Here is a 13207-nt window from a genome sequence, read left to right on the forward strand (position 1 = left end):
ATTTACTTTAGAGAAAAAACCGCTAGAATACGCCGGCTCAAAATGATCCTGTTCTTTTACAACCTAAAGGTAATGCTATGCATCCAATGTTGAACATTGCGGTACGCGCTGCGCGTAACGCAGGTAAGATTATCCTACGTGCAAGTGAAGATTTATCGCGCGTTGAAGCCACTCAAAAAGGCACTAATGATTTAGTAACAAACATCGATACAGATGCGGAATCAATCGTTCGTGACACAATTTTAAAATCTTACCCTGATCACTCTATTGTTGGTGAAGAATTTGGTCATCACGAAGGCAAAGATGCAGACTACCTTTGGGTTATCGATCCTCTAGACGGTACGACTAACTTCGTTAAGGGTATCCCCCACTATGCTGTTTCTATCGCGCTAAGAGTTAAAGGCCGCGTAGAGCAAGCTGTTGTATACGATCCAATCCGCGACGAATTATTTACCGCTTCTCGTGGTCAAGGCGCGCAGCTAAACAACAAACGTATTCGTGTATCTAAGTCTATTGAATTACAAGGCACGGTGCTTGCAACTGGTTTCCCTTTCAAGCAAAAGCACCACATGGATGCCTACCTTGAAGCGTTCAAAGCACTATTCATTCATACAGCTGACATCCGCCGTGCGGGCTCTGCAGCACTCGATATGGCGTATGTTGCAGCAGGTCGTATGGATGGCTTCTTTGAAATTGGTCTTAAACCTTGGGATACAGCAGCTGGTGAGCTGTTAGTGAAAGAAGCTGGCGGTATGGTCACCGACTTTGCAGGCGGTGCTAACTTTAACCGTAGCGGCAACATCATCTGTGGCGCACCTAAGCTTTGCCAAGCGATTGTAAAAGAAATTCGTCCAGTATTAACTGAGTCATTGTTAAAATAATAACTCTGGCTTAGACAAAAGAGCCAAGTATTACCTTAGGCTAGTAAATTAATAAAGAGCTACTATTTCATTATGGTGGCTCTTTTTGTTTCCATCTCCTTTCGTACAACTCACGACGAGCCAGCCTGTCACTACCACAAAAACGACTCTTTTCTTCTTATATCCAAATCGCTAAATGCTGTTGCCAGCAGTACATAAGCACCATATGCTAGAGCTTCTCCATTTAAGCAAGGAAAAGTGATGGTAAAACTCATTGTTTTTGTATTTACGGTATTCGCCCCAATCGCACTTTCGCAACCAACAATTAATAATGCGCTACCTTTTCCTGATAAAAAACAACGAACAGAGATTACCACACAGCTATTTTCTGGAATAGAAAGCATCGATGCCATAACAATAACACTGCGCAATAAAACAAGACGTATAGACTGGAAAACCTACAAAGCCATAGCAAGTAAACGTATCATAAACTCAAATAATTGGGATACCTTATACCGTGCCCTAGACAACCTACATTATGGAATTTTAAATCGTCACTCCTATTTGATAGTTGATGAAAAGGCACGCAAAAAAGTCACTAGCTTCCCTAAGTGGCCGAAGCTCGAAATAGGCTATACATGGCCTCAAATTAGCTTTTTCTCTACAAGAAACCAAAAGTCAATCAGACTTATAAACGACCGTAGCATAGAAGATTTGTTTGAAGAGTTTTTCAACTTTTATTGTAATGACGTACATAAATCAGGTTGCCTGCGGCTGTTCTCCAGCTACATGAAATCGGGCTACTTCTTCTCTGGTGACCTAGATAAACTCGTCGTTAGTTACACAGATAACAGTTCAGATGTTTTTGTAAAACAGGGGCAACAAAAAAGCAAGCAGCAGGCTTCTTCTAAATGTTCAGAAATGTATTTACCGCTTGGCTTAAATTTGCTCTACGATGGCAGCCAGTCATGCCTATATGAAAGCGACGGTGCCTTTGTGCTTAAGATATTCTACTTTGGTAAGTGGGGTTCTCACAGCGATGATATCTATTGTGACGAAGCTAAAGAACCAGGTATGTGCTTCGATATTAGCGAAATAAAGCAAATTACACATCGCTCGTCGGCTAAACCCCTAATAGTAGATATCCAGAATAATAAAGGTGGTTCAGAAAATACGCCTTGGATCGCCGCTTTGACCAGAAATGGATTCAGAGATAATTTGGTCCAGTATCGAAATACACCGCTTTTGGCGAATAAAGAGATACGAGATAGTGCGTTTTACCAAAGTAAAAAAGCCGAACGTTGGTATCAGAATATTGTCGCTGACATCACCAGTCGCGATGACTTTCTGCCTCCTCGGCCTGACTTTTGCCGTGGCTCTGCCCAGTGCGACATTCGCATGATTGACTCGTCTTCTACGCCTATTAAGTACGAGTCCTTAAAACTCGTAGTCAATGCTGGATGCGTTAGCTCTTGTGATGATTTTATTTGGCGAACACGCCAGTATGCAAATGCGAAAACCTTTGGACAATTGCCGGCTACCGACGGCGCCTATGCCAGATTAACTGGTTACTTATTTATCACTAAAACAGGGAAGATAATTAATATTATCACTGGTGAAGGTGAGCACCCAGCAGGTGATAATGGAACTTTATTACTGACTTATCAGCTCCCTATTTCTAAAACAGTGAGCTTTGAGGGAGAAATGTTGGAAGGAAATGCTAGCGTACTTGACAACTTATTGCCTGTAAGCAAACTGAACTATGTTAATTTGGAATTAGATAACTTGGTAAATGCCTTGCGTGATTAAAGCATCCGATTAGCTAGAACAAGAAATACAGTGAAGCCGCTATATCCAAGATAGCGGCTTCACTGGTTTAAGAGCGTTCAGACCTACTTAATTTCCACACGGGCTGAGCGCATCACGATTTCATCGTTTAGCTCAATACCAAGCCCCGGCTCTTCTGACACTCTAAAGATACCGTTCTTAGGCTGTGGATCTTGCAAGCATAGTTCCCTGTTCCACTTTTTGATTGCGTAAGTATGGTGCTCATGGATCAGGAAGTTTGGGATCGCGGTTTCCAAGTGTAGTGAAGCAGCAGTTGCTACCGGGCCGCCACAGACGTGCGCCTGAATACGAATATCAAAGATATCGGCGTAATCACATACCTTCTTGGTTTCAGTAAAGCCACCACATAGGCCAATATCTGGCTGCAGTACATCGATACTTTGATCTTCAAAATAAGGACGGACACCCCAGCGGTTATATAAACGTTCACCACCAGCGATTGGCACAGAGGTCTTGTTTGCTACCTTTGCATGTAAAGAGTGGTTTAGATAATTCACTGGCTCTTCATAATACATACAATCAAATTCTTCAGCGATGTCTGCAATTTGAATGGCTGATGTCGCGCCTGGTAAGCTGTGGCACTCAAAAATAATGTCGACTTCATCGCCTACCGCTTCACGTATTGCTTTCATTCTTGCACGGTATAATTTCATTTCCGCGCGCGAGATAAGCTTAGTTCTATCGTAATAGGTGTTGCCATCTTTATCGTACTGAATTGGGTCAACTTTAACCGCATCGTAGCCTTCTGCAATGGCTTTATGTGCAGCTTCAGCATATTCGTGTGGTTGAACTAGTGCTTTAAACTCGCTGTCCCAGTCAAACTGTAATTGCGAGGCATAGGTACGAAGCTCAGGGTTCACTTTACCACCAAGCAACTGATAAACAGGTAGGTTTAAGGCTTTACCTTTAATATCCCAAAGCGCGGTATCTATTGCTGACATCGCCGCATACACCACAGGTCCACCACCTAAACCCCAAAAACTTTCTCTCAGCATACGCGACCAAAGCAGCTCGGTTTGAAAAGGGTCGTGACCAATTAAAAAAGCTTCAGCCATTTCTTTGATCATACTAGCCGCAGCGCTGTGACCGAGGTCGTATGCAAGCCCTGCTTCACCAACCCCTGAAATGCCTTCATCGGTGTGAATACGAACAAAAACGGGTGTCCAAGCAGGTCTATCTGGACAATGAATATCGAAAACTTCGACGCGATTAACTTTCATGTTGACTCCTATTGAGCAAAGCTTGGATCTAGGCGGTAAGCTTTACGAAGCATTGCTGGCCATGCTAATTGACCACCGGTGCTACCGCTATGCACGACATTCGCTTGGTTATAAATGTTATCAATAATGGGTTGTGGTACAGGTACCGCTTGCTGTCCCGTTGCTTGAATCGCAACTTGGATTTCACATGCACGCTGTAAGTCATAAAAACGCATAAAGGCATCGCCTACCGTTGGCCCAACAGTTAAACCACCATGGTTCACCAGCAGCATATGATTGGTTGTACCTAAGTCATCTTGTAAGCGCTTTTTCTCATCCATATTCACCGCTAAACCTTCATACCCGTGATACGACAGTGATGGTAAGGAGAACATACTATGCTGACTCAAAGGCAATAAACCACATTCTACACTTGCGACTGCAATCGTCTCTTTGGTATGAAGGTGGATAACGCAATGCGCATCTTCTCGCACCTCATGGATTGCACTGTGGATGGTAAAGCCCGCCGGATTAATCTTAAATGGCGTATCATCAAGAATATTCCCTTCAAGATCGACCTTCACTAAATTAGAAGCGGTGACTTCATCAAAGGTCAGCCCAAAAGCGTTTACTAAATAATGATCCGTACCCGGCAAACGCGCCGACATATGCGTATAAATTAAGTCTCCCCAGCGAAAGTGCTCAACCAGTCGATAGCAAGCGGCAAGGTCAACACGCAGTTGCCATTCTTCTGCGCTTACTTTGTCTTTTAAATTTAACTGAGGTAATTCGAACATGGGGATCCCTTATTGACTCCACATTTGGATGTATAGAAGTCTAAAATAGCTTAATTATATCTTCAACTAAAAACCACCGCGAACGGTGGTTTTTTATCATCTTTGATATCTAATTTTGATGTTATTCAACTTTAGATAGATACTCTGCAATCGCATCGATTTCAGCGTCCGTGACATTGGCAACCATCGCTTTCATCGCCGCTGACATACCATTATTACGTTTACCTGATTTGATATCTTTCATTTGCGCCGCTAAATACTCTTTATTTTGACCATTTAGCTTTGGATACAGAGGCATGATTGGTGCTTTACCTTCTGCACCATGACAGGTTTGACACATTTTTGCTGTATATAATGCTTTACCATCTGCAGCCATTGAACTTGCTGAACCTAGTGCGCAAATTGCCACCGTAGTCCCTACTAGTAGTTTTTTCATCTTGCTCATATCATTACTCTTTTTATTGACGGTTAACGTTGTAAGTCAGTGTAGACTAAAGTTTGACCTAAAGCCTAATCACTACCACATCAAATCATCTGGGACTTCAAAGTCAGCGTAAGGGTCATCCTCATCACCTTGCTGATTATCTTCCACATGGAAAACGATATATTTTTCGTCTACCTCTGCAATCTTTCTAGCAGGTTCATCTTGTAGCACATAGAACTGCTCTTCTAACACACAAATCGCTAAACGCCCCTTTGATAGCGCTTTTTGTGTTTCGGAATTAACTTCTAACTCCTTCACCTTATTTTGGTATGTGAAGTTAAAGGTCACATTACCGCGGATCTCATCTTGGTTATGATGCTCTAAGATCTGCTTCACGCGAGCAATTTGCTCTTTATCTTTTAGCGTTTCTTGCTTCGCTTTATTTAACTCTTCGGCACGCTTTTGCTGCTCAAGCTTTGTCTGCTCAATATGTTTTTGAAGGTCTGTTTGGTCGCTCGTTGCGCCTTTTTTCTTTTTCTTCTGCTGTTTACGCTTTTGTGTTTTTGCAACTTTCGCTTTGTGCTCAGTTGTTAGACCTGCTTTTAGCAACTGATCTTGCAGTGAACCCATCATGCAACTCCGTAAAATAGACTTTTCACTATTTTAACTCAGCAATTTCGATTGACCAGAGAGGAATCGGTCAATCTAATGTAAAACTACCAAAATTATTGTTGCGCATCGTGATTTAGCGCAAAAAATTGTCATCTAGTTTGCTTTAATTTAAGCTAACTCATCGAAATAAAAAGCCTTATTGCTTAATGCCCGTCATTCATCTATTGCTTTGCTCTGTTACCATTTTTTTTGTGCTCTATGCACCGCAGCCGCTGCTGGCCGAGTTTGCAGAGCAATTTAATGTATCTGCGTCTGATGCGGGCATGCTGATGTCAGCAACTATGCTACCTTTGGCTATCGCGCCAATCTGCTACGGATTATTGCTGGCAAAGTCCAATCCGCTGCGCATTTTAAAATGGACCATGCTGCTCTTAGCACTCAGCAGTTTAGCATTTGCTTCAATGACTTCGTTTTCAGGGCTCTTGTTTACTCGGTTAATTCAAGGGCTATTATTACCTGCAGCACTCACTGCGATGACAGGTTATATCGGCCAACAATTTAGTGGCTCGCAGTTGAAAAGAAACATGAGTTTGTACATCGGAAGTACCATAGCCGGAGGTTATTTTGGCCGTACGCTTGCAGCCAACTTTACTGTCTGGTTTGAGTGGCAAAGTTTCTATTACCTAAACGCATTGTTATTGATTGTGCTGGCATTTAGCATTCGGGCCAGCAAGAACAAACCACCAATAATTCACGCGACAAGGATCAGGGACTATCTGGCACCACTCAAGCAATCGCGCCTGGTGAGATTATACAGCTCTGTATTTTGTATGTTTTTCTGCTTCGCGGGACTACTCAACTTTTTACCTTTTATACTCAAGTACGACTTTAATTTAACTGACCCCAGTAAAGTGGGCTGGGTCTATACAGGCTATTTGGTTGGTGCTTTAGGGTCTATCGTTACACCTTGGCTACAAAGTAAATTTCATTCTACCTGGCGATTTTTAGCTGTGATGTTCTTCATCTATGCTACAACCATTGCGCTGTTACCCGTGGCGTCTGTGTTCTTTTTTGTGGTCTTATTTACGCTATTCTGCGCCTGTATGTTTGTGATCCATTCAACCGCTGCACCATTAGCCAACAGTATTAGTCAGGCACCTGCAACAGTCACTAATGGCGCTTATGTTTCGTTTTATTATTCCGGAGGCGTGCTGGGCTCTTACCTTCCGGGTTTGATTTATGAGCAAGCTGGTATCACTTGGTTTTGTGCGTCACTTTTTATCGTTTGTACAGTCGGCTTAGCTCTGAGTTTGAGAAACACAGTCAACCCAGTGAGGTGAGTGTCCAGTGACTTGCCAAAAGCGCTTTAGATCTGCGAGCGTTAATACCCAAGTTTTAGTATTCACTAGCGGATGGCACTGCCATAAGTGCGCAGATTGCAGTTCACTGTCAAGCCATAATTCGACTTGTTGCTCGCTGTCGTTATGCAGTGTGAGTGCCGACACACAGCCTTGTTCCACTCCTAAATACTTTGCTAGCCTGTCCGTCGATGCAAAACCTAAACGCGACACCCCTTGAGATTTAGACAGCGCTTTTAGGTCAACTTGCTTGTCTGCAGGAATAATAAAAAGAAAGTGTCGCTTTCCATAGTTATCTCGGAGGAAGAGATTTTTCAGTCGCGTCCCTTTTCTCTCTAACTTCAAGTTGTCAGCATCTAGACAAGTATGTAACGGTGGATGCTCATAATTGAGATAGTTGATATCTAACTGAGCGAGCCGCTCTGCAAGTGCACTTGGATTGTTTCTGATCACAAACACTTACCTCGTAGCTGAACGCTACGCTGTCGCCAGTATACATCGGTAATTTTATGACCTGCGTTACAGTAATCCGCCTCAATCAAAGCCGGTTTTAATAAGGCGACGGCTTGCTCTTCTAACTTGAGTTTTAGAGAGGGGGAATCTTCAATACGCTCAAACTCGGCAAAACGTTTTAGCTCTCTTCTTGATATTGGCTTACTTGCATCCAGCTCCATTCGAGGTGTTGCTTGTACCGTTACAATGAAAGCAAATTCTTTATCACCAGTTGGCGAAAGGCGCTTATGAAGAGATTGTTTTTCGATAATAAGTTCAGGCTCATCAGGTTGTGATGCACAACTCGCTAGAAGCCCAATAATGAGAATAGAAAAGATATGACGCAGAACCATAATTCGCTTAATTCGTTTTATTTTCAGTTCAGTGTAACAAAGACTATAAAAAAATAGCGAAATTTTTTGTCTGGGGTTGACGGGAATATAAAAAATGATTAAATTTCGCTTCGTCTACAGATGGAATGTGGGGCTATAGCTCAGCTGGGAGAGCGCCTGCCTTGCACGCAGGAGGTCAGCAGTTCGATCCTGCTTAGCTCCACCACTTTCCGCTCTTCTTACTTCTTACAAAATTAACACTCTAAATCGAAAAGAAAAAAGCCCAAGTCTTTCGACCCGAGCTTTGCAGTTACTTATGTCATTCTGTGTATACCACTGAGTAAAATTCCACATACTCAAGCAGCATAAGTTTATTATTCTCTGATTTGACCTTCACCATTCACTAAAAACTTTTCGGTTGTTAGCGACTCCAAGCCCATAGGTCCGTAAGCGTGCAATTTGGTTGTAGCAATACCAATCTCGGCACCTAAACCTAACGCTGAACCATCACTGAAGCGTGAAGAGGCGTTAACCATCACAACAGAAGCATCTACACCGCGTTGGAACAAATCAGCAACAGCTTCGTCTTCCGTACAGATAACTTCGGTATGGTGACTACCAAAGCGATCAATATGGGCAAGCGCTGCATTAAAATCAGCAACCTGACGAACCGCTATTTCAAGGCTCAAGTATTCTTCGCCAAACTCGTCATCGCTTAACTCAACTGCGTTATCAAAATAAGCTACGGTTTGTTTACACGCATTAATTTTCACACCCCTTTCAGCCAGTGCTGCAGCGACTTTCGGTAAAAAAGTCGGAGCGATATCTTGATGCACGATTAACCCTTCTAGCGCATTACACACACCAGTACGCTGAGTTTTACCGTTTAACAGAAGCGCCATTGCTTTATCGAGATCGGCCGCTTTATCTATATACAAGTGACACACGCCTTTAAAATGCTGGATCACTGGCACCGTACTATTCTCTGTAACGAAATTGATTAAGCCTTCACCGCCACGTGGGATGATAAGGTCGATATACTCTTTTTGTTGCATCAGTTCCATTAACAATGCACGGTCTGGATCTGGAATAACAGAAACTAACGCTGCGGGTAGGTTATGTTTTTCAAGCGCCTTATGCATCGCTTTTGCGATCTCTAAAGAACTCGCTAACGCTTCTTTACCACCACGCAAAATAACACCATTACCTGATTTAAAACACAGCGCACCGGCGTCAGCGGTGACATTGGGGCGCGCCTCATAAATCATGCAGACAACACCAAGTGGCACTCGCATTTTGCTGATTTTAATGCCATTTGGTCTTACACCCATGTCTCTACGTGCACCCACTGGATCGTCCAGTTGAATGATAGTCTCGATACCTTCAGCCATACCTTCAATCCGCGCTTGGTTAAGCGTTAATCTATCTATCATGGCGTCGCTAAGCTGGTTATCACGAGCAGCAGCTAAATCAGCTTCATTGGCTTTAATAATGGCATCGCTGTTTTCACGGATCCCTTTTGCCATATCTGCTAACACCGCATTTTTTTGCTCTGTAGATAATAGTGCTAACTGTTTCGCTGCTTTTGCAGCCTGTGATGAAATATCTGTAATTAAACTCATGTCTTATGACTTCTCCAATAATGCAATATCTTGTTCTGAAATAACGGGTCCGATACTATCTTGAATTCTTTCGCTGATCGGATTCTCTTCATGTTCAGTTAAAAAGTTTAATAGGCAACTACTGTAATTCGTGGTCGCTTTGGCTAAGCGCTTACCATCTTTACTCCTCACGAGTACGGTATCTCCAACAGAAAACTCACCTTTTACTTCAGTGATTTCATCACCACTTAACTGACCCACCACTTGATTTTCGCCTGAGCCATAATCGCTATCTACGACCAGCTCACCTTGCTCTGATGCTGTGTGAGTCATCCAATGCACCGCTTCTTGCATCGGTTTATCATAGGCTGTAAATACCGTGCCTGGATTTTTTCCCGCCAACAATAATTCAAAGGTTGTTTCTTCGAAGCCGTTAACAATATAGGTATCTATACCGTGAGACGTCGCCTTTTCAGCAGCTTCGATTTTGGTTTTCATACCACCGGTGCCAACCTTACTCGTTGGACAACCTGCCATATCGTAGATTTCTTCAGTGATCTCTGTCACTTCTGAAATCAGTTCTGCATCAGCATGTAAGTTAGGGTTTTTGTTATATAAACCACTGACGTCGGAGCAAATAATTAGCCCGTCGGCATCTGCTGCCCCCGCTACCATGGCAGACAAATTATCGTTATCACCCACCTTCAAATCGTCTGTGGTCACGGTATCATTTTCATTGATGATAGGCAGTATTCCATGATCGAGTAAAGTGAATATTGTTTCACGAATACTGGTATATCGCTCCCTGTCACGCAGGTCGCCGTGAGTCAGCAATATCTGCGCCGACGGGAAGTCGAAGAAACGGTCCCACGTAGCCATCATCTCGGTTTGGCCAGCTGCCGCCATCGCTTTTTTCACCGCAATGCTCGGCTGCTCTGAATTAGGAAATAAGTGCGACCCTGCCGCGACTGAACCTGAAGAGACGAGGATCACTTCGATACCTCGGGCTCGACAACGCACGATGAATTGCGCGATGCTGAGTAAATAGCGGGATCGACACCCATCTTGCTCTGGCGCGATCAACGCACTCCCGATCTTGATTACTATACGTTTTGACTGTTTCATCGACATAAATTCCTGCATTAAATTAACCACCCACTCACGAGCTGGTACTCCAAATATCTCCTATTAAAAGACAACAGAAAGCGCAATGCATCGACCAAAAAGTCGGCAAATAGATAAAACAAACAGACGTGCGACGGCGAAGACCTTAGTCCCATAATATCGCCACACATGCTAAACCCAGACACAGCAACAATCGTTAACTGGCTGACATTTCACTAATAGAAGATTGATTGTGACATCAAGTACTTAACCCTTGACGTCGAGCCGTTTCCAACAGGGCCACCATGGTTTGGTGCGGCCAGAAAGGCTGTACCGCAATGAATAATTGCGTAATGAGTAGATTGTGAATGACGGCGCGATTTACTTCACGCCTTGAACGCTTACTACCTTAACGTAAGCTCGGGTAAGATTGCAACCCTATCCCATGTTAATTATTTATGACCACCATAAATCATTTTTATAATACCTTATTTTCAGTAATTTATTCACTTTACCCTCATTCGCGCTGTGTTATAACTGGATGCTAGCTATACTGATAAAAATGTTGGAATAATCCAACCGGGGAGAATCTATGTCAGCAATCTACATTGCAGGTATTGCAGTATGCTCTGTAATAGCACAATGGCTTGCTTGGGCCTTTAAGGTTCCTGCAATTTTGTTTTTACTTCTTATTGGCCTTGCTTTGGGGCCATTTAGTGGCACGCTGGATCCAGATGCCTTACTCGGGGATTTACTCTTTCCCGTCGTCTCACTTTCCGTTGCCGTTATCCTTTTTGAAGGTTCACTAACCCTGCATTTTAAAGAACTCAAAGGAATAGGTAAGGTCGTACGGAACCTTTGTTCTATTGGGATGTTGGCAACCTTTGCGGTGATAGCAACGACCGCAATTTTCGTGCTAGAGCTTAATTGGCAAGTTGCCGCCGTTTTGGGCGCAGTACTTGTCGTGACGGGTCCAACGGTTATTGCCCCAATGCTGAACGCAATGCGTCCAGACAAAGACATAGACCGTATTTTACGTTGGGAAGGTATAGTAATAGACCCAATTGGTGCGCTCTTTGCGGTACTCGTATTTGAAGCCGTCTCTTTAGTTGGTGGCGAAGGTATCTTCAGTCATACCTTGTGGGCGCTCGTATCAACGCTTGGTGTTGGGATCAGTATTGGCGTCGCATCAGGTTACCTCACCACTTACCTAATAAGAAAAGAGTGGCTTCCTTTCGAGCTTCACAAATTCGCGATTTTAGCGCTAGTGTTGTTTAGCTTTACGCTATCGAATCATCTGAGTCATGAGTCAGGCTTACTAGCCGTGACCATCTTTGGTATTTGGCTCGCTAACCAAGATGACTTGGAAATAGACTCAGTATTAGAGTTTAAAGAAGATCTCTCAATGATCCTGATTTCGAGCTTATTTATCTTACTCGCGGCACGACTCAAGTTAGAAGATTTAATGCTGTTAGATACCGACGTCTTTATCTTTCTAGCTGTAGTATTATTTATTGCTCGACCGTTGTCGATATTCTTATCGACGTTCAATACTGACTTACCGATAAAGTCTCGTATTCTGTTAAGCTGGATAGCTCCTCGAGGCATTGTTGCTGCAGCTGTAGGCTCAGTTTTTGCGCTGAGTATGACCAAATCACAGATAGCAGATGCGGATAAAATGGTGCCACTTATCTTCACCGTCATCATTGTTACCGTGGTACTACAAAGCCTAACGGCAACGCCATTCGCACGTCTTTTAGGAGTGCGTCAACCAAAGCCCAATACCTTACTTATCATTGGTGCAAACCATGTAGCTAGAGCGGTGGCTAAAGGCTTAAAAGACCAAAATATTGATGTTTATCTCTCCGATCCCGCATGGGAAAACTGCAAGATGGCGAGAATGGACGGACTGCCTTGTTACTATGGTAACCCACAGTCGGAACATGCAGAGCGTTACCTCCCGTTGACCAGCTTAAAGTCAGTGCTAGCGCTTTCACCTAACCGTCATCACAACGCTTTAGGTGTACAGTACTTTTCTCACTTACTTGGCGATCAATGTGTTTATTCGCTCAAATCATCCACTAACCACGCCAAAGCAAACAAAGATAGCGCCACTTTCCTTTCTCGCCAAATCTTGTTTGGTGACGAAGGTAATTACGCCAAGCTAAGTAGCATGATGGCTAAGGGCGGCAAAGTGAGTGTAACGCGGATCTCAGAAGAGTTTAAATGGGAACAGTATAAAGAGGTTAACAGTGAAGCAATCCCACTGTTTGTACTCACAGAGCAGAACAAAGATGAGGAGCCTATCTTGATCCGCCCGTTTACCTCTGACATGAAAAAGCTTCCAGAAGAAGGCGACCGCGTATTAGCGTTGCAACCGCCTAAGTTAACGGTGCTTAAAGATCCAAATGCGAATAAAGAAGGCCAAATTGGTGCAAAGCTTAGCAGCCAGCAAATTACTTAACCTGAGATTTGGATTAGGAATAAGCAAGCTAACATGCTCTATTTAGAAACAAGCAAAGCGGCATAACTCACGCCGCTTTTACTTTCCACTCACAACCCACAGAAGTAATACCTATT

At 43.4% G+C, this 13207-nt stretch carries 12 protein-coding genes and 1 tRNA gene; 5 read left to right on the forward strand and 8 right to left on the reverse strand.

Going from position 1 to position 13207, the window contains the following annotated elements:
* Nucleotides 1-77: 77 nt before the first annotated feature.
* Complete coding sequence (gene suhB / locus JJQ94_RS21075) at nucleotides 78-881, forward strand: inositol-1-monophosphatase (protein ID WP_099030351.1); 804 nt, start codon at nucleotides 78-80, stop codon at nucleotides 879-881.
* Between the two features lie 240 nt (nucleotides 882-1121).
* Nucleotides 1122-2669, forward strand: a complete 1548-nt coding sequence (locus tag JJQ94_RS21080; RefSeq protein ID WP_099030352.1) for a hypothetical protein — start codon at nucleotides 1122-1124, stop codon at nucleotides 2667-2669.
* 83 nt (nucleotides 2670-2752) lie between these two features.
* Here JJQ94_RS21080 and JJQ94_RS21085 read toward each other — a convergent pair whose 3' ends face one another.
* From JJQ94_RS21085 to JJQ94_RS21100, 4 genes are all read right to left on the reverse strand, one after another.
* The gene (locus tag JJQ94_RS21085; protein ID WP_039493039.1) at nucleotides 2753-3928 is read right to left on the reverse strand and encodes a mandelate racemase/muconate lactonizing enzyme family protein; all 1176 of its coding nucleotides are present in this window, start codon (nucleotides 3926-3928) and stop codon (nucleotides 2753-2755) included.
* 8 nt (nucleotides 3929-3936) lie between these two features.
* On the reverse strand, nucleotides 3937-4704 hold the full coding sequence (locus JJQ94_RS21090; protein WP_010607214.1) for a class II aldolase/adducin family protein: 768 nt from the start codon (nucleotides 4702-4704) through the stop codon (nucleotides 3937-3939).
* Nucleotides 4705-4825: 121 nt separating this feature from the next.
* Complete coding sequence (locus JJQ94_RS21095; RefSeq protein WP_017218486.1) at nucleotides 4826-5149, reverse strand: c-type cytochrome; 324 nt, start codon at nucleotides 5147-5149, stop codon at nucleotides 4826-4828.
* Between the two features lie 72 nt (nucleotides 5150-5221).
* Complete coding sequence (locus JJQ94_RS21100; RefSeq protein ID WP_010378951.1) at nucleotides 5222-5758, reverse strand: DUF2058 domain-containing protein; 537 nt, start codon at nucleotides 5756-5758, stop codon at nucleotides 5222-5224.
* A gap of 188 nt (nucleotides 5759-5946) precedes the next feature.
* Between JJQ94_RS21100 and JJQ94_RS21105 the strand changes: the two genes are divergently transcribed.
* Nucleotides 5947-7080 carry an MFS transporter gene (locus JJQ94_RS21105; RefSeq protein ID WP_099030353.1) on the forward strand — a complete coding sequence of 378 codons (1134 nt, stop codon included), beginning with the start codon at nucleotides 5947-5949 and terminating at the stop codon, nucleotides 7078-7080.
* Here JJQ94_RS21105 and JJQ94_RS21110 read toward each other — a convergent pair.
* Together JJQ94_RS21110 and JJQ94_RS21115 are read right to left on the reverse strand one after the other, a co-directional pair.
* Nucleotides 7039-7551, reverse strand: coding sequence for a prolyl-tRNA synthetase associated domain-containing protein (locus tag JJQ94_RS21110; RefSeq protein WP_099030354.1), 513 nt, complete (start codon nucleotides 7549-7551; stop codon nucleotides 7039-7041). The genes JJQ94_RS21105 and JJQ94_RS21110 overlap by 42 nt on opposite strands.
* The gene (locus JJQ94_RS21115; RefSeq protein ID WP_045988899.1) at nucleotides 7548-7943 is read right to left on the reverse strand and encodes a hypothetical protein; all 396 of its coding nucleotides are present in this window, start codon (nucleotides 7941-7943) and stop codon (nucleotides 7548-7550) included. Before JJQ94_RS21115 ends, JJQ94_RS21110 begins: the two co-directional genes overlap by 4 nt.
* A gap of 129 nt (nucleotides 7944-8072) precedes the next feature.
* Here JJQ94_RS21115 and JJQ94_RS21120 point away from each other — a divergent pair.
* Nucleotides 8073-8148 (forward strand) — tRNA-Ala (locus tag JJQ94_RS21120).
* A gap of 148 nt (nucleotides 8149-8296) precedes the next feature.
* Here JJQ94_RS21120 and JJQ94_RS21125 read toward each other — a convergent pair.
* The gene (locus JJQ94_RS21125) at nucleotides 8297-9544 is read right to left on the reverse strand and encodes a glutamate-5-semialdehyde dehydrogenase (RefSeq protein ID WP_099030355.1); all 1248 of its coding nucleotides are present in this window, start codon (nucleotides 9542-9544) and stop codon (nucleotides 8297-8299) included.
* Between the two features lie 3 nt (nucleotides 9545-9547).
* Complete coding sequence (gene proB / locus JJQ94_RS21130; RefSeq protein ID WP_026001031.1) at nucleotides 9548-10654, reverse strand: glutamate 5-kinase; 1107 nt, start codon at nucleotides 10652-10654, stop codon at nucleotides 9548-9550.
* Between the two features lie 565 nt (nucleotides 10655-11219).
* Here proB and JJQ94_RS21135 point away from each other — a divergent pair.
* Nucleotides 11220-13091, forward strand: coding sequence for a cation:proton antiporter (locus JJQ94_RS21135; protein WP_010607207.1), 1872 nt, complete (start codon nucleotides 11220-11222; stop codon nucleotides 13089-13091).
* The last annotated feature ends 116 nt before the right edge of the window (nucleotides 13092-13207 follow it).

This window comes from Pseudoalteromonas sp. GCY, from assembly GCF_016695175.1.
Taxonomy (GTDB): Bacteria; Pseudomonadota; Gammaproteobacteria; order Enterobacterales; family Alteromonadaceae; genus Pseudoalteromonas.

Excerpts from the sequence above, each read along its gene's own strand:
- JJQ94_RS21085 (WP_039493039.1), bottom strand. The coding sequence starts at position 3,928 with ATGAAAGTTAATCGCGTCGAAGTTTTCGATATTCATTGTCCAGATAGA.
- JJQ94_RS21115 (WP_045988899.1), bottom strand. The coding sequence starts at position 7,943 with ATGGTTCTGCGTCATATCTTTTCTATTCTCATTATTGGGCTTCTAGCG.
- JJQ94_RS21135 (WP_010607207.1), top strand. The coding sequence starts at position 11,220 with ATGTCAGCAATCTACATTGCAGGTATTGCAGTATGCTCTGTAATAGCA.
- JJQ94_RS21100 (WP_010378951.1), bottom strand. The coding sequence starts at position 5,758 with ATGGGTTCACTGCAAGATCAGTTGCTAAAAGCAGGTCTAACAACTGAG.
- JJQ94_RS21125 (WP_099030355.1), bottom strand. The coding sequence starts at position 9,544 with ATGAGTTTAATTACAGATATTTCATCACAGGCTGCAAAAGCAGCGAAA.
- JJQ94_RS21095 (WP_017218486.1), bottom strand. The coding sequence starts at position 5,149 with ATGAGCAAGATGAAAAAACTACTAGTAGGGACTACGGTGGCAATTTGC.
- suhB (WP_099030351.1), top strand. The coding sequence starts at position 78 with ATGCATCCAATGTTGAACATTGCGGTACGCGCTGCGCGTAACGCAGGT.
- proB (WP_026001031.1), bottom strand. The coding sequence starts at position 10,654 with ATGTCGATGAAACAGTCAAAACGTATAGTAATCAAGATCGGGAGTGCG.
- JJQ94_RS21080 (WP_099030352.1), top strand. The coding sequence starts at position 1,122 with ATGGTAAAACTCATTGTTTTTGTATTTACGGTATTCGCCCCAATCGCA.
- JJQ94_RS21090 (WP_010607214.1), bottom strand. The coding sequence starts at position 4,704 with ATGTTCGAATTACCTCAGTTAAATTTAAAAGACAAAGTAAGCGCAGAA.
- JJQ94_RS21105 (WP_099030353.1), top strand. The coding sequence starts at position 5,947 with ATGCCCGTCATTCATCTATTGCTTTGCTCTGTTACCATTTTTTTTGTG.